Annotated in this window: 28 protein-coding genes; 24 read left to right on the top strand and 4 right to left on the bottom strand. The window is 59.4% G+C overall.

The genetic code is table 11. The annotated features are described in order from the left end of the window. The first annotated feature begins 85 nt into the window (after window positions 1-85). From IEW17_RS10695 to pruA, 11 genes are all read left to right on the top strand, one after another. A complete protein-coding gene (locus IEW17_RS10695; RefSeq protein ID WP_188562032.1) occupies window positions 86-514 on the top strand; it encodes a cytochrome c maturation protein CcmE domain-containing protein in 429 nt (142 codons plus the stop codon). A gap of 66 nt (window positions 515-580) precedes the next feature. Then, the gene (locus tag IEW17_RS10690; protein ID WP_188562031.1) at window positions 581-1,684 is read left to right on the top strand and encodes a hypothetical protein; all 1,104 of its coding nucleotides are present in this window, start codon (window positions 581-583) and stop codon (window positions 1,682-1,684) included. 22 nt (window positions 1,685-1,706) lie between these two features. Next, the gene (gene ccsA / locus IEW17_RS10685) at window positions 1,707-4,310 is read left to right on the top strand and encodes a cytochrome c biogenesis protein CcsA (RefSeq protein WP_188562030.1); all 2,604 of its coding nucleotides are present in this window, start codon (window positions 1,707-1,709) and stop codon (window positions 4,308-4,310) included. A 129-nt stretch (window positions 4,311-4,439) separates the two neighbouring features. Further along, complete coding sequence (locus IEW17_RS10680) at window positions 4,440-5,237, top strand: Rossmann-like and DUF2520 domain-containing protein (RefSeq protein WP_188562029.1); 798 nt, start codon at window positions 4,440-4,442, stop codon at window positions 5,235-5,237. Between the two features lie 70 nt (window positions 5,238-5,307). Beyond that, a complete protein-coding gene (locus tag IEW17_RS10675; protein WP_229748946.1) occupies window positions 5,308-5,643 on the top strand; it encodes a 2Fe-2S iron-sulfur cluster-binding protein in 336 nt (111 codons plus the stop codon). A gap of 67 nt (window positions 5,644-5,710) precedes the next feature. After that, window positions 5,711-5,947 carry a Fe-S cluster assembly protein IscX gene (gene iscX, locus IEW17_RS10670; protein WP_188562028.1) on the top strand — a complete coding sequence of 79 codons (237 nt, stop codon included), beginning with the start codon at window positions 5,711-5,713 and terminating at the stop codon, window positions 5,945-5,947. Between the two features lie 144 nt (window positions 5,948-6,091). Further along, entirely contained in the window at window positions 6,092-6,286 is a 195-nt protein-coding gene (locus IEW17_RS10665; protein ID WP_188562027.1) for a cold-shock protein, read from the top strand. 146 nt (window positions 6,287-6,432) lie between these two features. Next, entirely contained in the window at window positions 6,433-7,365 is a 933-nt protein-coding gene (locus tag IEW17_RS10660) for a geranylgeranylglycerol-phosphate geranylgeranyltransferase (RefSeq protein ID WP_188562026.1), read from the top strand. A gap of 186 nt (window positions 7,366-7,551) precedes the next feature. Then, window positions 7,552-8,244, top strand: coding sequence for a YjjG family noncanonical pyrimidine nucleotidase (locus IEW17_RS10655; RefSeq protein WP_188562025.1), 693 nt, complete (start codon window positions 7,552-7,554; stop codon window positions 8,242-8,244). 168 nt (window positions 8,245-8,412) lie between these two features. Further along, window positions 8,413-8,961, top strand: a complete 549-nt coding sequence (locus tag IEW17_RS10650) for a nucleoside/nucleotide kinase family protein (RefSeq protein ID WP_188562024.1) — start codon at window positions 8,413-8,415, stop codon at window positions 8,959-8,961. A gap of 60 nt (window positions 8,962-9,021) precedes the next feature. Beyond that, the gene (pruA, locus tag IEW17_RS10645) at window positions 9,022-10,686 is read left to right on the top strand and encodes an L-glutamate gamma-semialdehyde dehydrogenase (protein ID WP_188562023.1); all 1,665 of its coding nucleotides are present in this window, start codon (window positions 9,022-9,024) and stop codon (window positions 10,684-10,686) included. Between the two features lie 39 nt (window positions 10,687-10,725). On the opposite strand, the gene IEW17_RS10640 is transcribed toward pruA, so the two are convergent. Continuing rightward, window positions 10,726-11,361: a Uma2 family endonuclease gene (locus tag IEW17_RS10640; protein ID WP_229748945.1), complete on the bottom strand. Its 636-nt coding sequence runs from the start codon at window positions 11,359-11,361 to the stop codon at window positions 10,726-10,728. A 96-nt stretch (window positions 11,362-11,457) separates the two neighbouring features. On the opposite strand from IEW17_RS10640, the gene IEW17_RS10635 reads away from it, so the two are divergent. From IEW17_RS10635 to IEW17_RS10585, 11 genes are all read left to right on the top strand, one after another. Continuing rightward, entirely contained in the window at window positions 11,458-11,850 is a 393-nt protein-coding gene (locus tag IEW17_RS10635; protein WP_188562021.1) for an NADH-quinone oxidoreductase subunit A, read from the top strand. Between the two features lie 73 nt (window positions 11,851-11,923). Then, a complete protein-coding gene (locus tag IEW17_RS10630) occupies window positions 11,924-12,478 on the top strand; it encodes an NADH-quinone oxidoreductase subunit B (RefSeq protein WP_229748950.1) in 555 nt (184 codons plus the stop codon). Between the two features lie 15 nt (window positions 12,479-12,493). Next, entirely contained in the window at window positions 12,494-13,054 is a 561-nt protein-coding gene (locus IEW17_RS10625; protein ID WP_188562020.1) for an NADH-quinone oxidoreductase subunit C, read from the top strand. Window positions 13,055-13,147: 93 nt separating this feature from the next. Next, window positions 13,148-14,335: an NADH dehydrogenase (quinone) subunit D gene (nuoD, locus tag IEW17_RS10620; RefSeq protein WP_229748949.1), complete on the top strand. Its 1,188-nt coding sequence runs from the start codon at window positions 13,148-13,150 to the stop codon at window positions 14,333-14,335. A gap of 21 nt (window positions 14,336-14,356) precedes the next feature. Further along, on the top strand, window positions 14,357-14,929 hold the full coding sequence (locus IEW17_RS10615; protein ID WP_188562018.1) for an NADH-quinone oxidoreductase subunit NuoE family protein: 573 nt from the start codon (window positions 14,357-14,359) through the stop codon (window positions 14,927-14,929). 4 nt (window positions 14,930-14,933) lie between these two features. Continuing rightward, entirely contained in the window at window positions 14,934-15,242 is a 309-nt protein-coding gene (locus IEW17_RS10610; protein ID WP_188562017.1) for a hypothetical protein, read from the top strand. Window positions 15,243-15,286: 44 nt separating this feature from the next. After that, entirely contained in the window at window positions 15,287-16,627 is a 1,341-nt protein-coding gene (gene nuoF, locus IEW17_RS10605) for an NADH-quinone oxidoreductase subunit NuoF (protein ID WP_188562016.1), read from the top strand. A 98-nt stretch (window positions 16,628-16,725) separates the two neighbouring features. Next, window positions 16,726-17,742, top strand: coding sequence for an NADH-quinone oxidoreductase subunit G (locus IEW17_RS10600; RefSeq protein WP_188562015.1), 1,017 nt, complete (start codon window positions 16,726-16,728; stop codon window positions 17,740-17,742). Between the two features lie 168 nt (window positions 17,743-17,910). Next, entirely contained in the window at window positions 17,911-19,005 is a 1,095-nt protein-coding gene (gene nuoH / locus IEW17_RS10595; protein ID WP_188562014.1) for an NADH-quinone oxidoreductase subunit NuoH, read from the top strand. A 5-nt stretch (window positions 19,006-19,010) separates the two neighbouring features. Next, window positions 19,011-19,589: a NuoI/complex I 23 kDa subunit family protein gene (locus IEW17_RS10590; protein WP_188562013.1), complete on the top strand. Its 579-nt coding sequence runs from the start codon at window positions 19,011-19,013 to the stop codon at window positions 19,587-19,589. Window positions 19,590-19,705: 116 nt separating this feature from the next. Further along, entirely contained in the window at window positions 19,706-20,215 is a 510-nt protein-coding gene (locus IEW17_RS10585) for an NADH-quinone oxidoreductase subunit J family protein (protein WP_188562012.1), read from the top strand. 56 nt (window positions 20,216-20,271) lie between these two features. On the opposite strand, the gene IEW17_RS10580 is transcribed toward IEW17_RS10585, so the two are convergent. The 3 genes from IEW17_RS10580 to aspS all read right to left on the bottom strand — a co-directional run bounded on the left by IEW17_RS10580 (window position 20,272) and on the right by aspS (window position 23,648). Next, window positions 20,272-21,288, bottom strand: coding sequence for an SWIM zinc finger family protein (locus tag IEW17_RS10580; RefSeq protein WP_188562011.1), 1,017 nt, complete (start codon window positions 21,286-21,288; stop codon window positions 20,272-20,274). A gap of 196 nt (window positions 21,289-21,484) precedes the next feature. Next, complete coding sequence (locus IEW17_RS10575) at window positions 21,485-21,673, bottom strand: hypothetical protein (RefSeq protein WP_188562010.1); 189 nt, start codon at window positions 21,671-21,673, stop codon at window positions 21,485-21,487. 211 nt (window positions 21,674-21,884) lie between these two features. Next, entirely contained in the window at window positions 21,885-23,648 is a 1,764-nt protein-coding gene (aspS, locus tag IEW17_RS10570; RefSeq protein WP_188562009.1) for an aspartate--tRNA ligase, read from the bottom strand. 171 nt (window positions 23,649-23,819) lie between these two features. On the opposite strand from aspS, the gene IEW17_RS10565 reads away from it, so the two are divergent. Together IEW17_RS10565 and IEW17_RS10560 are read left to right on the top strand one after the other, a co-directional pair. Further along, window positions 23,820-24,260: a T9SS type A sorting domain-containing protein gene (locus IEW17_RS10565; RefSeq protein ID WP_188562008.1), complete on the top strand. Its 441-nt coding sequence runs from the start codon at window positions 23,820-23,822 to the stop codon at window positions 24,258-24,260. Between the two features lie 152 nt (window positions 24,261-24,412). After that, window positions 24,413-24,893 (top strand): helix-turn-helix domain-containing protein (locus IEW17_RS10560; protein ID WP_188562007.1); only part of this gene is annotated, 481 nt, incomplete at its 3' end.

The raw sequence follows: 24,893 nt of genomic DNA, 5'->3' as shown, positions 1-24,893 counted from the left end.
CTCGCCTCCCCTCTGTTTGTTAATCAGCGGATGCGCCTGGCACGATACTTCAGGCCAGCCGTCCAATTTCGTTTCAACCCCTGACATGAAAAAGACCCACATTTTTGTTTTGGCCATCATTGCCGTGGCCGCCGCCATTGTCTTCAGCACCACCGCCGACGCCAGCGTTTACGTAGGTTTCGGAGAAGCCCGGCAACGCGCCGCTGAAGGTAACGTCACCAAAGTGCACGTAGTGGGGAAGCTGCCGCGCGACGCGCAGAAACGCCCCATGGGCCTGGAATACGACCCTCTCACGGACCCCAACTACTTCGCCTTCACGCTGGTAGATACCAACCGAGTGGCGCAGCGCGTGATTTACAACAACCCCAAGCCCCAGGACTTCGACGCGTCCGAGCAGGTCGTTATCACCGGCTCCATGAAGGGCCAGATTTTTATGGCCGATAACATCCTGCTAAAGTGCCCCAGCAAGTACGTGAAGAAGGATTTGAAGGGCGCTACTGCTTCGGTTAACTAGTAGTTGGCAAGCCTGCAAGCACTCCAGGACCCGGTTTCTGAAACGATACTTCGCTTCGGAAACCGAGTGCTTTTTTTATTGCTGCTGGCCGCAGGAATCATTTCCACCGCCACTGCCCAAGCGGTCAATGACAACATCGAAAACCGCCGCGTACTGCGGGCCGAGGAAACCGTTTCCTCCAGCACCACGGGCTGCACCGTGCAACGCAACTGCGTGGATGAGCGCCTGACTGGCAAGTGCATCGAATACCACAATGACCAATGGTTTGAGTTCACGCCCGCTACGGCAGGCCGCTACTTCATCAATATCGGTGGCCAGAAATGCCGCGATGTGCGCGGGGTGCAGTTGGTGGTGCTCACGGGCCAGCCGTGCCAGCCGGCTACGTACCGCGTATTGAGCTGCACCTCGCTCGGCACGCAGGACGACGTATTTGTAACCCTGGATTCGCTGCGTGCCGGCCAGCCCTATTTGCTGGACGTAGATGGCTACCTGAAAGACTTCTGCCAGTTCTCGCTCCAGGTCAGCCGCACGGCCGCGGGCATGCCCGTCAGCTACTTTCCGCCCAGCCCCAGCCGGCTGCTGCCCACGGCTAGCCGCGTAGTAGAGCTGCAGTGGACACTACCTGACTCGCTGGCCAACGCGCCCGCCTGCCGCGTCATGCGCCGCGAAATTCATCAGTACCGCAGCACCGAGATACACCGCGTGCCCGTGCGCCGCGACACCTACGGCCGCGCCGAAACCAGCTATACCGTGGCCGATACCCTCCCCGGCCCCGGAATCTATGACTACCAGGTGGTGACTACCCGCGCTGACAACGGGCCCGCGCCTACCCGCCTGCGCCAGTGGTGGTATGCCTATACCACGGCCGCCACGGTGCCCCTACCCGGCACGGTAGTGGCCCGCGAGGTAGTAGCGCTGCCGCTCCAGAAATACCCCGCCAAGGCCCGGCTGTCCGTCGTCATCACCGACCCGGCCAGTGGGCGGGTGCTGCTGGCCCGGCAGCTCATCAACCAACCCGCCAACCGCCGCCAGGCCGAGCTATCCGTTCGCAAGTGGCAGGCGGCCGGACTGAAAAAAATAGCGGTTGAAATTATTTGTCATCCAGTACGCGGCGACTTTTTCACCGACCGATTGTTATTAAATCTCCCGGCTCCGGCGACGCAGCCGTAAATTTGCCCGATATTCTTTGTTTATGAACTTATTAGTAGGACAAATCGGCCACCTGAGCGTCATTCTAGCTTTTGCGGCGGCGCTGGTGGCAGCGTATAGCTATTTCCAGGCCTCGCGGGGCCGGGCCCTGGGCGAGGAGGATACCAGCTGGCTGCGCATTGCGCGGGTGGCCTTCTTTGTGCACGGCGCAGCGGTACTGTCGGTGATTGTATGCTTGTTCAACATCATCCACGCGCACCGCTACGAGTACTATTACGCCTGGAGCCACAGCTCGAACCACCTGCCGGTGCAGTACATGATTTCCTGCTTTTGGGAAGGTCAGGAAGGCTCCTTTTTGCTGTGGATTTTCTGGCACGTTGTGCTGGGCTTCTTCATCATGCGCTTCAACCGCAAGTGGGAAGCACCCGTGATGGCCGTTTTCAGCGGCGTGCAGCTGTTTTTGGTGAGCATGATTCTGGGCGTGGTGCTGGGTGGGGTGAAGATTGGCTCATCGCCCTTCACGCTGCTGCGCGACTTCCTGGTTGACCTGCCGGTGTTCAAGCTCAACCCCAACTTCGTACCCAAGGACGGCACCGGCCTCAACGCCCTGCTCCAGAACTACTGGATGGTGATTCACCCGCCCACGCTGTTTCTGGGTTTCGCGCTCACGCTTGTGCCGTTTGCCTTTGCCATTGCCGGCCTCTGGAAACGCGAGCTGACTGCCTGGGTGAAACCCGCCTTGCCCTGGACACTCATCGGCGGCGGCGTGCTGGGCGTAGGCGTGGTAATGGGCGCTTATTGGGCCTACGAAACGCTGAACTTCGGCGGCTACTGGAACTGGGACCCGGTCGAAAACGCCGTGTACATTCCGTGGCTGGTACTGGTAGCTTCGCTGCACGGCATGGTATTGTGGCAGAAGCGGCGCACCGGTCTGCGCACCGCGTTTGCGCTGGTCATCGCCACGTTCATTCTGATTCTCTACGCCACGTTCCTCACCCGCAGCGGCGTGCTGGGCAGTGCCTCGGTGCACTCCTTCACCGATTTGGGGCTGTCGGGGCAGCTATTTATTTACCTGGGGGCCTTCGCCGTGCTGGCCATTGTGCTGCTGGTGTGGCGCTGGAAGGAGATTCCAATTTCGGAGAAAGAGCTGACCGCCTACAACCCCGAGCTGTGGGTATTCGTGGGCGCGACGGTGCTGTGTCTGGGCGCGTTCCAGGTGCTGTTCACTACCAGCATTCCGGTGTATAATTCCTTCATGGGCCTGCTGGGCATCAAAACCAACATTGCCCTGCCCGCCGACCAGATTGCCCACTACTCCAAGCTGCAGCTCTGGATGGGCGTGGGCGTAACCCTGCTCTCGGGCGTAGCCCAGATTATGTGGTGGCAGCGTAACGACAAAACCACGCTGGTGAACTCGCTGGCCGCGCCCACGATGCTGGCCCTGCTCGGCACGGCCCTGGTGGTGCTGCTGGTGCGCTACAACAAGCTCACCATCACCCCGGCTTACGTGGCGCTCACGCTAGCGGGCCTTTTTGGGGTGCTGGCCAACTTCGGCACCATCTTCACGCTGCTGCGCCGGGGGGTGCGGCTGTCGGGCGGCGCGGTGGCCCACCTGGGCATTGCGCTGATGCTGCTGGGCATCCTGGCTTCGTCGGGCTACTCCAATATCATTTCGCGCAACGTGTCGGGCCTGCTCTACTCGCGCGAATTCACCGAAGACCTAAACCGCGACAACGTGCTGCTGTGGCGCAACGAAACCACGCCCATGCACGGCTACCAGCTCACCTACACCGGCCAGTTTCTGGAAGTGCCCGGCGTGCCCGGCTACGTCGACAAGCAGCAACTCTTCCGCACCGACGACGAGTACAAGGCCGTGGCCCGGGCTCCCATCGCCAGCGAGGGCAAGACCTACTACAAGACCGGCGACACCCTCGAAATCCTACCCGAGAACACCTACTACCGCGTGGCCTACAAAAACGAGAAGTCCGGCGAAGAATTCGTGCTCTACCCGCGGGCGCAGGTGAACGAGGAGATGGGCGGCCTGCTGGCCTCGCCCGCCGTGAAGAAGTTCTGGGGCCACGACATCTACTCGCACATCAGCTCGGTGCTCGACCCGCGTAAAGAAAAGACGTGGAGCGAAGCCAAGGAACACGTGTTGAGCGTGGGTGACACCATTTTCCTGAACGACTACTTTGCCGTGTTCCGGGCCATTGAGCCAGCCCACGAAACCGCCGGCCTCAACATGCAAAAGGGCGACCTCGCCCTGCAGGCCGACATGTTGGTGTCGGGCGAGCGGCGCCAGTACCACGCCCACCCCGTGTTCGTGGTGCGCAACCGCCTGGTGGGCCGCGTACCCGACGAAGTGGAAGACCTCGGCGTGCGCCTGAGCCTCAATTCCATCGACCCGGTGGCGGGCAAGTTTACCTTCGCCGTGAGCACCAGCCAGAAGGATTACGTCATCCTCAAAGCCATGGAAAAGCCCTTCATCAACCTGCTTTGGAGCGGCACGCTGCTCATGGCCCTCGGCTTTGGCCTGAGCGTGTGGCAGCGCGGCGGCAAAGGCGTATTAACCACCGATGCTACTCCCGCGCCTGAAGCTTCGGCCGAGGCTGGCAACCGAGCCATCCGGCCTCAGCCAGTAAGCTAGCCGGGCTTTTCCAACAAAACCAAAAGGGCCATTCCATCCGCTGGACTGGCCTTTTTGTTGCCAAAAAAACTACCTGGCCCGAACAATCCCGGGGAAGCGGATTCTAAAAGTTACCTCTTTAGCTGCGCGATGCTGCCTTCTTCTTTGCCTCATTCCTTGCGCATTGGCTTATTCGGGGCCGGCCGCGTAGCCAGCCAGTTGGGGCCGGCGCTGGTGGCAGCGGGCCACCACGTCGTATTCGTTTGGAACCGCTCCTTGCCCGCGGCAACCGCGCTGGCTGCTCAGTTGCCCGGCGCGCAAGTGCTGGTAAGTCCGGCCGCTCCCCCACTACCCGCCGACGTGTACCTGCTGGCCGTGCCCGACGCGGCCGTAGCCCCGCTGGTGGCCGGCACTACCTGGCCCAGCGGCGCGCTGGTGGCACATTTGGCCGGCGCGTTGCCGCTCGCGGTGTTCGACCAGCAACCCACGGTGCGCGGCGGAGTGTTTTACCCCTTGCAAACCTTTAGCGCCGGCCGGGCCATCGCCTGGGCGGCCGTGCCGCTGTGCATCGAAGCCCGCGACCCGGCCACCGAAATCACCCTACTGGCCCTGGCCGGCAGCCTCAGCCAGCACGTGCTTCGGCTCGATTCGGCCCAGCGGCTGAAGCTGCACGTGGCTGCCGTGTTCGCCAACAATTTCACCAACCACGTGTTGGGAATTGCTGATGCGCTGCTGGCGGAAGCGGGTTTACCGTCCGCGCTGCTGGCCCCGCTAGTGCGCGAAACCGTGGACAAAGCCCTTGCCAACCCCCCTTTCAGCGTGCAGACTGGGCCCGCCGTGCGGCAGGACCTGCCCACACTGGCAGCCCACGAAGCGGCCCTTGCCGCCCACCCGGCCTGGCAGACCCTCTACGCGCAGCTCACGGCCAGCATCCAGGCCCAGCTTTGATGCCGGGACCGGGGAGAGTACCTTTGCGGCAGCAAACGTTGTGTTATTTTCGCCTTATCCGCTACTTGTTTTGTCTGTTTCCGCTACCACCATCACCTTCCAGTTCAACGACGGCCAGCCGGCCCAGACCCACGTGGCGGCTTCCGGCGAATCGGTGCTCGACGTGGCCCTCAACAACGGTATTCAGCTGCAGCACAACTGCGGCGGGGTGTGCGGCTGTAGCACCTGCCATGTCTATATCAACGCTGGCGGCGACGACCTGCCCGAAATCTCGGACAAGGAAGAAGACTTCATCGACCGCGCCGAGAACCCGCGCATCAACTCCCGCCTGGCCTGCCAGTGCGTAGTCGAAGCCGGTACGCAGCTCGTCGTGACCGTACCGCCTCAGCACTTCCTGGGCCACTAGGTTTGAATTAAAAATGAGTGCGGCGGCTGCTTGCGCTTTTCGACTTCATGATTTTTAATTGAATACAATGAACCACTTTGAGCCCCCCATTCATTGGGCCGACCACGAGGACGTGGCCATGGCCCTCTACGAGAAGTTCGGCAACGACTTCACCGAGGCCAAAATCTACCGCATCCGCTTCACCGATTTGATTGACTGGGTACTGAGCCTGAACAACTTTGATGGCACCCGCGAGCAGGCCACCGAGGGCCACCTCGAGCAGATTCAGGCGAAATGGGTGTACGAATGGCGCGATAACAAATAACGGACGAGCTTACCCGGCCCGCAGCCAACCCCACGCTGCTTTCGCGCGTAAGCTGCCCTGAAGTGGACCTAAAAAGTACCATTTCAGGCATTCCGGCAGCCTTTACCAAGGCCGTTTTCCACATTTCCACTTTTGTTTTTTTGCATGAAAACCGGCATCATTAAATTCTTCAACGAAGCTAAGGGCTATGGCTTCGTGACCGACGACGAATCGAAAGAAGACCTTTTCGTACACGTAACCGGCCTCAATGGTACCACAGTGCAGCAAAACGACCGGGTCGAATTTGAAACCCAGGAAGGCCGCAAGGGCATCAACGCCGTCAATATCCGCAAAATCTAAATTGCTGGCCCTACAGCCGACAGTCGCGAGATTTCCCGCAAAAAAGCTTCTCCGGTTTCGGAGAAGCTTTTTTGTTGCCCGCCCCGGTCACCGGCCATGCACGGACCGGCCCTTTCGCCGACCTTTGCCCCCGAACCGTGCCGCCGATGACCCCGCCCCCACCCAAGCTGCCCGTACCTGCCCCGCTCCCGGCCGAGAGCCTGCGCACGGCCCTGCCCACGCTGGTGCGCTGGCCCAACCTGGTGATTATGCTGCTGTGCCTGGCGCTGGTGCGGGCCGGCCTGCTGCTGCCCGAACTGCCGCTGCGGCAGTCGCTGCTAGTGCCGCGGTTTGGGCTGTTGGTGCTGGCGGCGCTGTTGGTAGCGGCGGCCGGCTACATCATCAACGACTACTACGACGTCAAAATCGACGCCATCAACCGGCCCGACCGGCTGGTGATTGGCCGCGTGGTGAACCGGCGCAAGGCCATGCTGGCCCACATGGTGCTGAGCGGCGCGGGCGTGCTGCTGGCCGGCTGGCTGCACCCGGTGCTGGGCCTGGTTACGCTGGGCACGGCGGCCCTATTATGGGGCTACTCGGCGCGCTTCAAGCGGGTGGCATTGGTGGGCAACCTCAGTATTGCGACATTAACGGCGGCCTTGGTGCTGCTCCCGGAGCTGCAGTTACAGCTGCAGCGTCACGACAGCCACAGCGTGGTATGGCCCTACGCGCTGGCCGCCTTCCTGCTCACGGTGGTGCGCGAAATTGTAAAGGATGTGGAAGACATGCACGGCGATGCCCAGCACGGTTGCCGCACGCTACCGCTTGTCTGGGGCGTGGCGCGCACCAAGTGGGTGGCGGGTTTTTTCCTGGCCTGTCTGGCCCTGCTCACGCTGGGGGCCACCGGCCGGCTGCTGGTCAGCGGGCACTGGCCGCTGGGCACGTGGCTGCTGCTGCTGGTCTTGCTGCCCATGGCCCAGCTGACGCGCCTGCTTATTCGGGCTGACCGGCGGCGGCACTTTCGCCACCTCAGCGCCTGGTGCAAGGGCATTATGCTGGCTGGCGTGCTAAGCATGGCGCTGGCCGGGTCGCTCGGGTAGTTTTCAGTTGTTCGTTATTGGTTGGTAATGGTTGAATAAAAACGTTATGCAGAGCGGAGCGCAGCATCTTTACCACGTAACTAATTCAATGCCGTTGCAAAGAAACAATAGGGCTGCTTCGACTGCGCGGACGCTAGATGAGCACGATGTCCCTCAAGGTTGTTAAATATTAATTGATACTATTAAATGAAATACCGCCATATCTTCTTCGACCTCGACCACACGCTGTGGGACTTCGAGAAAAACGCTAACGAAACGCTGCACACGCTGTTTGAGCGGCATAATTTCGCCCGGTTCGGCACCTTCACCGTCGAGCAGTTCGTTAGCGTTTACAGCGACATCAACCACGCCCTCTGGCGCATGTACCAGAGCAACAAAATCTCGCAGCAGCAGCTGCGCGAAGTACGCTTCGTGCGAACGCTGACCAAGTTGGGCATGCCGGAAGACCAGATTCCAGCCACCATATCGGCGGAGTTCACGGACATCCTGCCGCAGAAAACGGCGGTGTTCCCCTACACCCACGAGGTGCTGGATTACCTGAAACCCAACTACCGACTGCACTTGATAACCAACGGGTTCAACGACATCCAAAGCCTCAAGCTGGCCTCGTCCAACCTCACGCACTACTTTGAGGAAGTTATTACCTCTGAGCACAGCGGCCACCTCAAGCCCGACCCGCGCATGTTCCGGCACGCGCTGGAGCGCACCGGGGCCACCGCCGCCGAAAGCCTGATGATTGGCGACAACCTGGAGTGCGACGTGCTAGGCGCCTACAATTCGGGTATCGACCAAGTATATTTCAATCCCGATAAGCGGCGGCACTTCAACCAGATAACCCACGAAATCAGCTGCCTGAGCGAGCTGAAGGGCATTTTATAAGAAGTCAGAATAACCCGAACGTCATGCCGAGCATTCTGCGCATTAAGCAGAGACCGAAGTATCTCGCGTGTGGCAGTAATCCAACCGTTGAGCGAAGCACGCGAGATGCCTCGGTCTCTGCTTAATGCGCAGAATGCTCGGCATGACGTTCTATTTTATTCCCAAACCATGGTACACCTCATTGGCTTATCCGGCCGCCGGGGCAGCGGCAAAGACACCGTGGCCCGGCTCATCCAGCAGCTGCAGCCCCAACGCATCTGGCAGATTCGCTCCTTCGGCGATTCCATCAAGTCAGTTTGTGCCGCCCTCACGGGCGAGGAGGTGGCCCCCTACTACACGCAGCGCGGCAAGGCCGAGCTGGTGCCCACCTTCAAGCGCACCCGGGGCGAAATGCTGCAGCAAGTTGGCCAGGCCCTGCGCGTATGGGAGCCGCTGGTTTGGGTCGATGCCTTTCTGGCCGCGCTCCCGCCCGACGCCTTCGTACTGGTGCCCGACGTGCGCTTTGCCAACGAAGCCGACCCCATCCGGGCCCGCGGCGGCTTGATGCTGCGCGTGGAAGGCGACCCGCTCCACCAGCGCGGCGACGGCACCCGCGACGACAACCACCCCAGCGAAACGGCCCTGGACGACTACCCGCACTTCGCCGCCACCATCCAGAACAATGGTTCGCGCGATGACCTCACGCGGCAGGTACGGGAGTTGCTGGGGCTGCTCTAAGATTCCTTTTACCTTTGCCCCGTCGCACCAAAACTCCCACCACCACCTAATTAGCAACCCATGGCCAACGGCTTTTTCAACGTCCCAGTCCCCATCAACGAACCCGTGAAAGGCTACGCGCCCGGCTCCAAAGAGAAGTTGGAGCTGCAGCAGCAGCTTAAGAGCCTGCGCGGGCAGGAGCTGGACATTCCCATGTATATCAACGGCCAGGAAGTGCGCACCGGCAAGACCCAGCGCATCAGCCCGCCGCACGACCACCAGCGCACCATCGGCCATTTCCACGCCGGCAACGCCAGCCACGTGACGTTGGCCATTGAAGCCGCGCTGGCCGCCCGCCCGGCCTGGGCCGAAATGCCCTGGGAGCACCGCGCCGCCATCTTCCTCAAAGCCGCCGACCTGCTGGCCGGCCCCTACCGCGCCCGCATCAACGCGGCCACCATGCTGGGCCAGAGCAAGAATGCCTTCCAGGCCGAAATCGACGCTGCCTGCGAGCTGATTGACTTTTTCCGGTTCAACGTGCACTTCATGCAGGAAATCTACAAGCAGCAGCCCGAGAGCTTGCCCGGCATGTGGAACCGCTTGGAGCACCGCCCGCTCGAAGGCTTCGTGTTCGCCCTCACGCCGTTCAACTTCACGTCCATCGCCGGCAACCTGCCGTCGTCGGCCGCGATGATGGGCAACGTGGTGGTGTGGAAACCCGCCAACACCCAAATCTATTCGGCCCAGGTGCTGATGGAGCTGTTCAAGGAAGCCGGCGTGCCCGACGGCGTAATTAACCTCGTGTACGTGGACGGCCCCACGGCCGGCGACGTCATCTTCGCACACCGCGACTTCGCCGGCATTCATTTCACCGGCTCCACCGGCGTGTTCCAGAACATCTGGAAAACTATCGGCCAAAACATCGCCAGCTACAAATCCTACCCGCGCATTGTGGGCGAAACCGGTGGCAAGGACTTTATCCTCGCCCACCACACCGCTCACGCCAAAGCCGTGGCCGTAGGCATGAGCCGCGGCGCGTTCGAGTTCCAGGGCCAAAAATGCTCGGCCGCTTCCCGCGTGTACCTGCCGTCCAACCTCGCCGATGAAATCCTGGGCTACGTGAAGGAAGACCTTGCCTCGTTCAAAATGGGCGACGTGGAAGACTTCTCCAACTTCATCAATGCCGTTATCACCGAGGCCTCATTCGACAAGCTGGCCAAGTACATCGACGGCGCGAAGGCCGACCCGAACGCCGAAATCATTGCGGGCGGCGGCTACGATAAGTCAAAAGGCTACTTCATCGAGCCCACCGTCATCGTGACCAAGGACCCGAAATACGTGACGATGTGCGAGGAGCTGTTCGGCCCCGTACTCACGGTGCACATTTACGACGCCGACAAGTTTGAGGAAGTGCTGGAGCTGGTCGATACCACCTCGCCCTACGCTCTCACCGGCGCGGTGTTCTCGCAAGACCGGTACGCCATCGACCTCGCCTCCAAGAAGCTGGTGCACGCGGCCGGCAACTTCTACATCAACGACAAGCCCACCGGGGCCGTGGTGGGCCAGCAGCCCTTCGGCGGCGCCCGCGCCTCCGGCACCAACGACAAAGCCGGCTCCTTGCTGAACCTGCTGCGCTGGGTGTCGCCCCGCGCCATCAAGGAAACCTTCGTGCCCGTGACGGACTACCGCTACCCCTTCCTAGGCTCGGAGCCGGCCGAGGATTTGAACCGCGACAAAGGCTTGTAACCGCAAAGGCCCGCTTCCGAAATGAAGCGGGCCTTTTTGCTATTCTTCCGGGTCCGGATGAATTGTCATCTGCGTGACGCCCGCGTCCTCGTAGATATCCTGCAAGCACAGGGTCGTGCCCAGCTCGGGGATGAATAGCTCGTCGGTAAACAACGTCAGGGGCGTGAAGGACCAAACTCCGCTTTCTTCGCGACGGTACCATTCCACGAGGCAGGTGGTTTGCGAAACCAGCAGGTAATGCTGCAACGAAGGCAACTGCTTGTACTGATTGAACTTCCAGCTTCGGTCGCGATTGGCAGTTGATTTTGACAGGACTTCAATTAGTAGAACGGGCGACTCTATCGTGCGCTCGGCCAGTAAGTCAGCCGGTGCGCAGGTAACCGCTACGTCGGGGTAATTATAGTATCGGCCGTGGTCAACCGCTAATTGCACACTTTCGGTCAAAACCCGGCAGGTTGAACCCCGCAGCCCCGTTCGTAACGCTAAGTAACAGTTTCCAATTAGCAAGTTGTGCCGAATGGAAGCCCCGGCCATCGCAAACACCTCGCCCTCAAAAAATTCATGCCGGAAGTCACTCCGCATTTCGAGCGCCATGTACTCGGCCACCGTGTAGCGCTTGGTGGTGAATTTTTCCTGCTCCATGATTTCCTGCTTAAAACCAAAGATACCCCGCAAAGCCGCAAGGCACTGCCAACATTGCGCCCCAACCCTGTGGGCGCTACCTTTGCCCTTCAACGCCCGTAGGGCATCGCTACCACTAATCTGACTGTTATGTTATTAGTCCTGCCGGCTGCCAATTATCAGCCTTCCGATTACCTGCCCATTCTCATTCAATTCGGGCTGGCGCTGGCTTTCGTGGCCTTTGCCATGATTGTCTCGCACCTTGTGGGGCCCAAGCGCACCAGCGCGGTGAAGAATGCCTCCTTCGAGTGCGGTATCGAATCGGTGGGCAACGCCCGGACGCCGATTTCGGTGAAGTACTTCCTCACGGCCATCGTATTCGTGCTGTTCGACGTGGAAGTCATTTTCATGTACCCATGGGCGGTGAACTTCCGGGCCCTGGGCAACGACGGTTTTATTACCATGGTGCTATTCATGTTCTTCCTGCTGGCGGGCTTTCTGTATATCATCAAAAAAGGCATTCTACGTTGGAATGAGGCCTGATTTAGGCAAACTTTTGCCGCTTGGCTGGTGTTGGTTACTAAGCTGATAGGCCTCCAAATCTGACTTTTATATGATGGATACCCGCGTTCCGGAAATTAAAACGGTTGAAGCCCCCGAAGGCGTTGAAGGCGCCGGCTTCTTTGCCACTTCGCTGGAAAAAGTAGTGGGCATGGCCCGCGCCAATTCGCTCTGGCCCTTGCCCTTCGCCACCTCCTGCTGCGGCATCGAGTTCATGGCTACCATGGGCTCGCACTACGACATTTCGCGCTTCGGCTCCGAGCGGCCCAGCTTCTCCCCTCGCCAGGCCGATTTGCTCATGGTGATGGGCACCATTGCCAAGAAAATGGCCCCCATTGTGAAGCAGGTGTACGAGCAAATGGCTGAGCCCCGCTGGGTACTGGCCATGGGCGCCTGCGCCTGTTCGGGCGGCATTTTCGATTCGTATTCGGTGCTGCAGGGCATCGACCGCATCATCCCGGTCGACGTGTACGTGCCCGGCTGTCCGCCCCGCCCTGAGCAAGTCATCGATGGCCTGATGCGCGTGCAGGACTTGGCCCGCAACGAATCCATGCGCCGCCGCAACGCCCCCGAATACCAGGCCTTGCTGGAGTCTTACAACATCAAATAAGCTACCCCTTCCCGAATGACTCCACAGGAATCTGCCGCCGCGCCCGAAGTTGCTGTTGCCGAAGACCCGGTAAAGGTCCAGAATGCGCGGGTGCTGGCGCTGTTGCACCGTTTGTTTGGCGAGGCCACTTTCACTGACGTGGAAGAGCAGTACGGCCTGCTTTCGGTGACCACCACGCGGGAGCACATCCACGGCGTTATTGCCGGCTTGCAGCAGGACCAGGAAATCAAGCTGAATTTCCTGACCACGATGTGCGGCATCAACTACCCGGAGAACGAAGGCAAGGAGCTGGGCATGATTTACCACCTGCACAGCCTGACCCAGAACATCCGGCTGCGCCTGAAAATCTTCTTCCCCGTGGCCGACCCGGTGGTGCCGACCTTGAGCAACCTCTACGCCGCCGCCAACTGGATGGAGCGCGAGGCCTACGACTTCTACGGCGTCATTTTTACCGGCCACCCCAATCTGATTCGCATCCTCAACGTGGAGGACATGGACTACCACCCCATGCGGAAGCAATACCCGCTGGAGGATGGTACCCGCGAAGACAAAACCGACCTGTTTTTCGGCCGCTAGGCCCCTGATACCCTTATCATGGCAGTAAACGACGCCCTGGCGGGCACCCATAAAATCATTGAAGAGGCCGCCGCCCAGCGCCACGGCCAACTCATGCCCCTGCTCAACGACTTCAGCCAGGAGCTGACGACGCTGAACCTGGGTCCGACGCACCCGGCCACGCACGGCATTTTCCAGAACATCCTGCAAATGGATGGCGAGCGGATTGTGTCCGGCGTGCCCACCATCGGCTACATCCACCGCGCGTTTGAGAAGATTGCCGAGCGCCGGCCGTTTTACCAAATCACGACGCTGACCGACCGGATGAACTACTGTTCGTCGCCCATCAACAACCTGGGCTGGCACATGACGGTGGAGAAGCTGCTCGGCGTGACGGTACCCAAGCGGGCGCAGTACATCCGCGTGATTATGATGGAGTTGGCCCGTATTACCGACCACCTTATTTGTAACTCCATCCTGGGTGTGGATACAGGCGCGTTTACTGGCTTTCTCTACCTGTTTCAAGAACGGGAGAAAGTCTATGAAATCTACGAGGAGGTGTGCGGCGCCCGCCTCACCACCAACATGGGCCGTGTGGGCGGCATGGAGCGCGACATGAGCCCGGTGGCGCTCGATAAACTTCGGGCCTGGCTCAAAAGCTTCCCGGTGGTGATGAAAGAGTTCGAATCCCTATTCAACCGCAACCGCATTTTCATGGACCGCGTGGTGAACGTAGGCCCGATTTCGGCCGAAAAAGCGTTGAACTACGGCTTCACCGGTCCCAACCTGCGGGCCGCGGGCGTCGACTACGACGTGCGCGCCATGAACCCGTACTCGAGCTACGAGGACTTCGAGTTCGACATTCCGGTGGGCACCAACGGCGATACGTACGACCGATTCATCGTGCGCAACGAGGAAATCTGGCAGAGCCTGCGCATCATCACACAGGCCCTCAATAACCTGCCCGAAGGCCCCTACCACGCCGATGCACCGCACTACTACCTGCCCACCAAGCCGGACGTGTACAAGAACATGGAGGCGCTGATTTACCACTTCAAAATCGTGATGGGTGAAATCGACGCCCCCGTGGGCGAGGTGTACCACTCGGTGGAAGGCGGCAACGGCGAACTGGGTTTCTACCTGGTTTCGGACGGTGGCCGCACGCCCTACCGCCTGCACTTCCGCCGGCCGTGCTTCATTTATTATCAAGCCTATCCGGAAATGGCCGTGGGCACGACGCTCTCGGACGCCATTGTTATTCTCTCGTCCATGAACGTCATCGCCGGCGAGCTAGACGCTTAGTTTTTGTTGAAACTGATTGATATGGAGCCGACGACCTCGCCCAAGAAACTGCAATTCTCGCCCGCTGGCCAAGCGGAAATCAAGCGCCTGTTCACGCACTACCCGGAAGACCGGAGCAAGTCGGCCATGTTGCCGATTCTGCACATCGCACAGGCCGAATTTGGCGGCTGGGTGAGTCCCGAGGTGCAGGACTTGGTGGCTGAGACGCTGAACATCAAGCCGATTGAAGTGTACGAAGTGGCCTCGTTCTACACCATGTACAACCTCAAGCCGGTGGGCAAACACGTGCTGGAGGTGTGCCGCACGGGTCCCTGCATGCTGCGCGGCTCCGACGAGTTAACGGAACACCTGGAGCGCATCACCGGCGCCAAAATGGGCGAAACCTCCCCCGACGGCGTGTTCACGCTCAAAGAAGTGGAGTGCCTGGCCGCCTGCGGCTTCGCCCCCATCGTGCAGGTGCGCGAGAAGTATTATGAGCAGCTGCACACGCCGGAAGCAGTGGATGCCATGCTCAACGAACTGCGGAATCTGGTGCACCGCCCCATTTTGTCGTGGGAAGAAAACGGCCTGCCTAACTCCGTTCAGGATAACTAAAATTATGGCTGACCAAAATCAGGATTTGCCGCTTATCATTTCTGAGATTCTCATCGAGATGCATGAGATGAAGGATGGCATCCGTGCGATGCAAAGCGACATCAGAACCATGAAAGATGCGCTGAATCGCACTGCGGAGGTCGTACTAAAACAGCAAGAGCACACAAACAACATCCTGACGGTCTTTCAGGAAGAAAGCAAAACCAACATGGAATTCATGACCTATTCCATTAGTAAAGCTTTGGGCCAGCAGCAAACTATCAATCAAGACTTTGAGTCCCGATTGATGCGTTTGGAACAGCGGCATCAATAGTTTAAAAGTCATCAGCATAAGTCATCAGCATAACGCTTATTATTATGGGACGCAAGCTATTAACCGAACACATTAACGTCGAAGGCATCAACACTTTTGAGGTTTACCGCAAGCACGGCGGCTACCGCTCCGTGGAAAAGGCGCTCAAAACGATGACGCCCGATGAGGTAACGGAGGAAGTGAAGAAGTCGGGTCTGCGCGGGCGCGGCGGCGCGGGATTCCCGGCCGGCATGAAGTGGGGCTTTTTGGCCAAACCGGAGGGCGTGCCGCGCTACCTCGTCTGCAACGCGGACGAGTCGGAGCCCGGCACGTTCAAGGACCGGCAGCTGATGTCGAAACTACCCCACTTGCTCATTGAGGGCATGATTACGGGCAGCTACGCTTTGGGCGCACGCACCAGCTACATCTACATCCGCGGCGAGTTGTTGTACGTGTTGCGCATTCTGGAAAAGGCCATTGCGGAGGCTTACGCGGCCGGTTTCCTGGGCGAGAATATCCTCGGCTCGGGCTACTCGCTCGATTTGCACGTGCACCCCGGAGCCGGCGCTTACATCTGCGGCGAAGAAACGGCGTTGCTAGAATCGTTGGAAGGCAAGCGTGGCAACCCGCGCAACAAGCCGCCGTTCCCGGCCGTGCAGGGGCTATATGCCCGCCCCACGGTGGTGAACAACGTGGAAACCATTGCGGCCGTGCCGATTATCGTGAACGAAGGCGGCGACGAATACGCCAAAATCGGCGTTGGCAAAAGCACCGGCACCAAGCTGATTTCGGCTTGCGGCCACGTCAACAAGCCCGGCATTTACGAAATTGAGCTGGGCGTGCCGGTCGAAGAATTCATTTACTCCGATGAGTACTGCGGCGGCATCTGGAAAGGCCGCGACCTGAAGGCCGTAGTGGCCGGCGGCTCGTCGGTGCCAATTCTGCCTAAGGAGTTGATTCTGAAAACCGCCGCCGGCGAACCCCGCCTGATGACCTACGAGTCGCTGAGCGACGGGGGCTTCATCACGGGCACTATGCTCGGTTCGGGCGGCTTCATTGCGATGGACGAAACCACGTGCATCGTGAAGAACACCTGGAACTACAGCCGCTTCTACCACCACGAGTCGTGCGGGCAATGCTCGCCCTGCCGTGAGGGCACCGGCTGGCTCGAGAAAGTATTGCACCGCCTCGAACACGGCCACGGTTCCATGCACGACATCGACCTGATTGTGAGCGTAGCCAAGCAAATTGAAGGCAACACCATCTGCCCGCTGGGCGAAGCCGCCGCGTGGCCGGTAGCCGCCGCCGTGCGCCACTTCCGCCACGAGTTTGAGTGGCACGTGAAGCATCCCAAAGAGGCAACCATGCCCGGCGCCGCTTACCGCGGCGCGGCGGTACTGGCCTAACTCAAGTACAACAAACCAGAACGTCCTGCTTCGACTCCACTCAGCATGACGTTCTTCCCTGTTCAGCAGGACAGATGTAATTTTGATTAATTATACCAATGGCTAAAATAACGTTCGATGGCATTGAGGTGGAAGTTCCCGACGGAACAACCATCCTGAACGCGGCCCGCCAGATTGGCGGCGGCATTGTGCCGCCCGCCATGTGCTACTACACCCCGCTGAAGGGCTCGGGCGGCAAGTGCCGCGCCTGCCTGGTGCGCGTGGCGGCAGGCTCGGCCAAAGACCCGCGGCCGATGCCCAAACTGGTGGCCTCGTGCATCACCACGGTGCAGGACGGCATGGTGGTCGAGAACACGACTTCGCAGCAGGTGATGGACGTGCGCAAGGGCATTGTGGAAATGCTGCTCATCAACCACCCGCTCGACTGCCCGGTGTGCGACCAAGCCGGCGAGTGCGACTTGCAGGACTTCGCCTTTGAGCACGGCCTGAGCACCACCCGCTACGAGGAAGAGCGCCGCACATTCGAGAAAATCGACATCGGCCCGCTCATTCAGCTGCACATGACGCGCTGCATCCTGTGCTACCGTTGTGTGTACGTGGCCGACCAGCTCACGCCCGACCGCGTGCACGGCGTGCTAGGCCGCGGCGATGCGTCGGAAATCGGTACCTACATCGAAAACATCATCGACAACGAGTTCAGTGGCAACGTCATCGACGTGTGCCCGGTGGGCGCACTCACCGATAAAACCTGGCGCTTCAAACAGCGCGTGTGGTTCACCAAGCCCATGAATGCGCACCGCGACTGCGCTACCGACAAGTGCAACGGCCACGTAACCCTTTGGTACAAAGGCAAGGATGTGCTGCGCGTAACCGCCCGCAAGGACGAGTACGGCGAAGTAAAGGAGTGGATTTGCAACACCTGTCGCTTCGACAAAAAGGAAACCTCCGATTGGACGCTGGAAGGCCCGGCGCACATCAACCGCGCTTCGGTTATCGCCCAAAACCACTACGAGCTACCGGTGCTGAATCAGCAGGTAATTGCCGACTTGCCGGAAAGCACGGTGCGCGAACTGGAACAAAACCCGCCGCTCCGTTTGGGTGGCTTGAACGGCTAATCAACTACTAATAATCGCACGTCATCACAACAGAACGTCATACTGAGCGCAGTCGAGGCATCTCTACTAAGGAGTATTAATTGCTTCTTATAACGAAACAGTAGAGATGCTTCGACTACGCTCAGCATGACGGACAAACGAATGACCGCCGACTTGTAACACAAACATATGACTCTCCCCGCTCTGGGCTGGCAAGGCCTCGTCGTTCTAGTTGTCTTCGGCGTTTCGCTGCTGATTGCCACGTATTCTACTTACGCCGAACGCGTTATCGCCGCGTTCTTGCAGGACCGGGTGGGTCCGGACCGCGCCGGTCCTTTCGGCTTGCTGCAGCCGCTGGCCGATGCCGTGAAGCTCTTTACCAAGGAGGAATTTTTCCCGGCTGGTGCCAACCGCGCACTATTCGTGTTTGGGCCTTGCCTGGCCATGACCACGGCGCTAATGTCGTCGGCCGTGATTCCGTTTGGCAACGTGCTGCAGTTTGGCGAAACCGCCATTCACCTGCAGGGCATTGAAATCAACGTCGGCATGCTCTACGTGTTCGGCATGGTGTCGCTGGGCGTGTACGGCATCATGATTGGCGGCTGGGCTTCGAACAACAAGTTTTCGCTGCTGGGTGCTATTCGCGCCGCCTCGCAAAACATCAGCTACGAGCTGGCCATGGGCCTGGCCCTGATTGCGGTACTCATGATTTCGGGCACGCTGTCACTGCGCGAAATCACCTTTCAGCAGTCCTCGGCGGCCCCGTTCGTGTGGCAGGACATCTTCAATTGGAACGTGATGAAGCAGCCGCTGGGCTTCGTCATTTTCATCGTGTGCGCTTTTGCCGAAACCAACCGCACGCCTTTCGATTTGCCGGAGTGCGAAACCGAGCTGATTGGCGGCTACCACACCGAGTACAGCTCCATGAAAATGGGCCTGTACCTGTTTGCGGAGTACATCAACGTGTTCGTGGCTTCAGCCGTGATGAGTGTCATCTACTTTGGCGGCTTCAATTTCCCCTTTCAGTACGACCTGCGCGACTGGCTGGTATCGGCGCAGGGCCTGGAGCTGGTGACGGCTTCCAACATCATCACCATCCTCGGGCTGGTGGGCTTGTTCGGCAAAATCTTCGGCTTCATCTTCTTCTTTATGTGGGTGCGCTGGACCCTGCCGCGCTTCCGCTACGACCAGCTGATGCGCCTGGGCTGGACCATTCTCATCCCGCTGGCTATTTTCAACATCATGCTGACGGGCGGCCTGATTACGTTCGGCGTGATTAAATAACGACCATGGAATCCCTAAGTAACCGCGCCAAAGTCCTCACCAAAAAGCCCATGACCTTGGCCGAGCGGGCCTACCTGCCGGCTATTTTTCAAGGCCTTTCGATTACGATGCAGCACTTTTTCCGGGCTGCTACCAAGAAGCAAATCACCATCCGCTACCCGGAAGAGACGCGGCCGTTCTCGCCCGTATTCCGGGGCCTGCACGTGCTGAAGCGCGACGAAGCCGGCCGCGAGCGCTGCACGGCCTGCGGCCTCTGCGCCGTGGCCTGTCCCGCCGAGGCCATTACCATGGTGGCCGGCGAGCGCAAAAAGGGCGAGGAAAACCTCTACCGCGAGGAGAAATACGCCGTCAGCTACGAAATCAACATGCTGCGCTGCATCTTCTGCGGCCTCTGCGAAGAAGCCTGCCCGAAAGCCGCCGTGTACCTGCAAGCCGATAAAATGGCCCCGCCCCGTTTCGAGCGCGACGAGTTCATTTATGGCAAAGACCGGCTGGTGGAACCCGTGACACCGGATAACCGCTCAAAGCGCGGCATTCAGCTCACGCCTGAGCAGGCCGACAAGCTGCGCACGCAGCTGGCGTAATTGCCTGTCATGCTGACGAAGGAAGCATCTTATCACCGCTGCCTTTGTCGGAACATATTACCATTTAGTAGTGCAAGCGTGATAAGATGCTTCGCTGCGCTCAGCATGACACCTTCATGTCCCCTCTCTTTCTCTTTCTCTGTTTTGTGGCCTTGCTGAGTGCATTGGGCGTGGTGCTGGCCAAAAACCCGGTGCACAGCGTCCTGTTCCTCATCCTTACGTTCTTCACCCTCTCGGGCCACTACCTGCTGCTAAACGCGCAGTTTCTGGCCGCCGTGAACATCATCGTGTACGCCGGTGCCATCATGGTGCTGTTTCTGTTCGTGATTATGTTCCTGAACCTGAACGAGGACACCGAGCCGCACAAGCCCGCACTGGCCAAGTTTGCGGCCGCCATCGCCGGGGGCTCCTTGCTGCTGATACTGGTAGCCGCCATGCGGGACATTCAGCCGGTCGGCTACGACCCGGCTAATTTCAATTCGCAGATTGGTATGGTTGATAAGCTGGGCATGGTGCTTTTCAAGGAATACGCGCTGCCGTTTGAGCTGGCTTCGGTGCTGCTACTGGCCGCCATGGTGGGCTCGGTAATGCTTGGTAAGCGCGAAACTGGCGAACGAAATTTCTAGCCATCGTCATAGTATTTCTACAAAAAAAGCGTCCGTCGGACGCTTTTTTTGTTTTTTTACCGAGTCGGATTCCCGGGCGGACGACCGCGCTTTTTGGGTGGCAGACCGGTTGCCAGCTCATTTTCAATCGGGAAAAAGCCGGCGGTGGTCAGGGCTTGCCGCAGGGACGTGAGCCGGCGGTACCGTTGCAACAGCTCGGAAGCAAACAGCTGCACCTGTTGCCCGAGGGCCGGGAGCACCACCAGGGTGCGCAGGCACGTTGCCATAAAGTAGTAAAGTGGGCTACCGCGCAACGACTGATTGTTCAGATACTCCTCGAAGCGCTCCATCACCGCGTCGAACGTGGCATCAGGTTGAACCTGGGCCGACGCGGCCAGCACGGCAGCCCACGCTTGAGGGTTGTTGCCCGCCGACTCCCGCAGCCAATCCGTCGCCAACAGCAGCGGCAGCAGTTCCTGGGTCTTTTTGTCTTTGATGAGTCGGTGAGCTTGTTCCAGAAAGGTGAGCGGCCGCCGCAACGGCAGTGAACGAGTAGCGAGTGGCGGCGACGACCGGCGGGCGGGTACCGACTTGGAGCTACCGGGCTGTTCCCTGAGCCCGGCGGCCAGCAGCGCCGCCTCGTCGAACTCGAATACTTCTAGGAACCGGTGCAGTTGCTTAGGTTTCTGGAGCAGCTGCTGCCGCAGAAAATCCAGCCGCTGCCGGTCGCTGGTACGGGCCCAGGCGGCGGTCAGCAGGTGGGCGCGGCGGTCCTTTCCGGTCAACACTTCGGGAGTGGCGGGGGCTTGCTCGGACTCGGCGGAGCCAAACCACTCCAACACGGCCAAGCCCAGAGCAATGCCGTGCTTGCACACGTCGCCGTAGTCGTAAGGGCAGTCGCAATAAATTTTCGGCGGTTTGCCGGCGCGGATTGTCAGCTCAACGCGGTAGGTCTCGGTTCCTTCAACCTTGGCTTTGAAGGTATCGCCGGTGCGGCGAATACGCCCTACAGCATTGTCCTCGTAATAATACGCGCTGCCGCGCTCAAAAATCTTGCGTGGTACCAAGGCTTCTAAATCGGCTTCCGTAAACATGGTACTCGGCTTGAATGGCAGCAGGCATCAGTAAAAATACGGCGGTCGCTTTTAATACGCCCCACTGCTACGCAAAAGAGCCGCGCCTAATGGGCGTGGCTCTTCAATTTATCTATAGCTTTTCGAACGCTTTATTAGTCGGAAATTATCACATAATTGGTCTGGCAATAACAGACGAGACCATAATTAGCAAGGATTAATTATAGGAAGCTGTGGTAGCGCCCGCCTTCACCTCTGCAATAACAGTAGAGTGCATGCGCATGGAACGGTAAGTCGGTACCCGCATCTTATGCACCGGCGAAGCCACTAACTGCACTTGCATAAGAGAAGCAGCAAGGGCAGTCCAGAACAGAAAAACGGCGGCAAAAATGGACAGCTTGGACATGAGTACGAGGGTTGAGATGCTTAACTGATACAAACCTACTAGGCCGGGGCACGGTCAGATTTTAGCCTTCGTTCAACACCCTACCCCGCCCGGTGAACGGTGCGTTTTGAGGTGTCAACCCTAAAAACAGTACAAATACTACGCCTCATAAAACGGAAGCGGCGACTGATGTATCAGTCGCCGCTTCCGTTTTATGAGGCGTCGAGAAAAGCTACTTCGCCACTACCGCCGTGGCAATGCTCAATTCTTTCAGCTGCACGTCCGAAATCGGCGAAGGCGAGTCAATCATCACGTCGCGGCCGGAGTTGTTTTTGGGGAAGGCGATGAAGTCACGAATGCTGTCGGAGCCACCGAAGAGGCTGCAGAGGCGGTCAAAGCCGAAGGCGAGGCCGCCGTGGGGCGGTGCGCCGTACTCGAAGGCGTCGAGCAGGAAGCCGAACTGAGCCTGGGCTTCTTCGGAGCTGAAGCCGAGCAGGGCGAACATACGGGCCTGCACGGCGCGGTCGTGAATGCGGATGGAGCCGCCGCCCACTTCCACGCCGTTTATCACGAGGTCGTAGGCGTTGGCGCGCACCTGGCCGATGGTAGCGGGCGAGTCGAGCAGGGCCAAATCCTCCGGCTTGGGCGAGGTGAACGGGTGGTGCATGGCGAAGTAGCGATTTTCTTCTTCGCTGTATTCCAGGAGCGGAAAATCGACCACCCACAGCGGCGAGAAATCCTCCTTGTTGCGCAAGCCCAGGCGCTGGCCGATTTCGAGGCGCAGCTCGCTCATGGCCCTGCGGGTTTTGGTTTCGGTGCCCGCCAACAGCAAGAGCAAGTCGCCGGGGTTGGCGTTGAAAGCGGCGCTCCACTTCTTCAATTCCTCCTGCGAGTAGAACTTGTCTACCGAAGACTTTACCTGGCCATCGGCTTCCACGCGGGCGTAGATGAGGCCGGTGGCCCCGATTTGCGGGCGCTTCACGAAGTCGGTCAGCTCGTCGAGCTGCTTGCGGGTGTAGGCGGCGCAGGTGGCGGCGTTGATGCCCAGGACCAGCTCGGCGCTGTCGAACACGGGGAAGCCTTGGCCGCGTACCGTTTCGGTGAGGTCGGCGAACTTCATCCCAAAGCGCGTGTCGGGCTTGTCGTTGCCGTAGTCGCGCATGGCGTCAGCGTAGGTCATGCGGGGCACGGTGGGGAAATCGAGGTTTTTGATTTCCTTGAACAGGTAGCGCACCAAGCCTTCAAACATGTCGAGGACGTCCTCCTGCGTCACGAACGCCATTTCGCAGTCAATCTGCGTGAATTCGGGCTGGCGGTCGGCGCGCAGGTCTTCGTCGCGGAAGCACTTCACAATCTGGAAGTAGCGGTCGAAGCCCGCCACCATGAGCAGCTGCTTGAACGTTTGGGGCGACTGGGGCAGGGCGTAGAACTCGCCGGGGTTCATGCGCGAAGGCACCACGAAGTCGCGCGCGCCTTCGGGCGTGGACTTGATTAGGACCGGCGTTTCCACTTCGATAAAGTCCTGGCCGTCCAGGTAGCGGCGCACGGCCTGGGCCATTTTGTGGCGCAGCATGAGGTTGTTGCGCACCGGGGTGCGGCGCAGGTCGAGGTAGCGGTACTTCATCCGCAGGTCGTCACCGCCGTCGGTATCGTCTTCGATGAGGAAGGGCGGCAGCTTGGCGGGGTTGAGAATTTCGAGTTTCTCGGGGCGGATTTCGATGCCGCCGGTGGGCAGCTTGTCGTTTTTGGAGTAGCGCGCGGTCACTTTGCCGGTCACGCTCAACACAAATTCGCGGCCGAGGTGGCGAGCCGTTTCGCGCAGCGCCTCGGCTTCTACGCCCTCTTCCAAAGCAATTTGGGTGAGGCCGTACCGGTCGCGCAGGTCAATCCAGAGGATGGAGCCCTTGTCGCGGGTGCGCTGCATCCAGCCGCAAAGCGTAACGGTTTGGCCGATGTGTTCGGGGCGGAGTTCGCCGCAGGTGTGGGTACGTAGCATGGACCGCAGGTTTAACGGATTCTAACTGATTAAAACGGATTGGGGAGGTTTCCGCTTTTTTGTGCGAAGGTAGCCACTAGGCCGCCGGGGCAAAACCCAAACTTTGGTACGGAGTATGCAAAGGCCGCTGGCAACTGCGTTTCTTTGTCGCTTCACTCCCCTCAATACCTCATGAAATTCCTCCCCTCTTTCGCACTCGCGGCGGCTCTATTAGTTGCCGGTGCTGCGCAGGCTCAAACCAAAATCAAGACCAAGAGCAAGTCCGACGAGTCGGGAACTACCGTGAAAGCCAAAGGCTCGGCCGGGGCTGTCACGCTCGATGGACCCATTAAGCGGATTGAGACGCTGTCGGGCATCGACGTTTTCCCCAAGCCGAACTCGACCAGCATTTTGCTCAGCTTCACGCAGCAGTTCACCAAGCCCGGCACGCTGGTGATGACCGATTACAAGAACAAAGTCATTTACCAGACCGAGCTGGACCCCGTCAACAACACCGGCGCACCCGTTGATTTAGGCCGCATCCCGGCCGGCACTTACCTGGTAGAGGCCAAAACCGGCAACTACGTGTACTGGAAAAAGGTGCGCATCAAGTACCCTGCTGCCCGCCGCTAGTTAAACTGAATAAAGACCCGTCATGCTCATCTGGCGTCCGCGTGGCCGGAGCATCTCGCGTGCCGCAGTAATTCTTTTGTTTCGACGATTGAGTTATACTCGTCACGAAGTGAATTGCGAATAAGTTACCGGCAAAGTTATAAACTTGTGTTATGAACGTGAAGTTGACCGCGCCCGAACGCCAGCAGTTGCGGCAGTTGCAAAAGCAACGGCGTGACGAGGCGGGCTATGTCAAGGTCACGGTCATTCTGCTTCTGGACAAGGGTCGCTCACTGGCCATCATTGCCGATGACCTGGGCCTGGACGAAGCCACGGTCTACCGTTACGTCCGGGCCTTTGGCACGTTAGGCGTGGACCAGTACCTGGCCCACGAGCAGCCGGGTTACTGGGGCTTACTGACCAGCGCCCAGCTGGCGCACCTGTGCCAGCAGGTCAACGCGACCCTTTACACGGACTGTCAGGGCGTGCGGGACTGGCTGTTGCGCACCTACCAAGTGCACTACTCGGTCTCGGGCCTGACGGACCTGCTCCATCGGTTGGGCTTTACCTACAAGCTCACCACGCCCATGCCTTGCCAGGCCGATGCCGGGGCGCAAGCCGACTTTCTGGACGAATTGGCCGTGCTCGAAGCCC

The sequence above is a fragment of the Hymenobacter frigidus genome, assembly GCF_014640435.1.
GTDB classification, from domain to species: Bacteria; Bacteroidota; Bacteroidia; order Cytophagales; family Hymenobacteraceae; genus Hymenobacter; species Hymenobacter frigidus.
The sequence above is the reverse complement of the archived record's forward strand: the minus strand, read 5'-3'. Positions and strand labels throughout refer to the sequence as shown.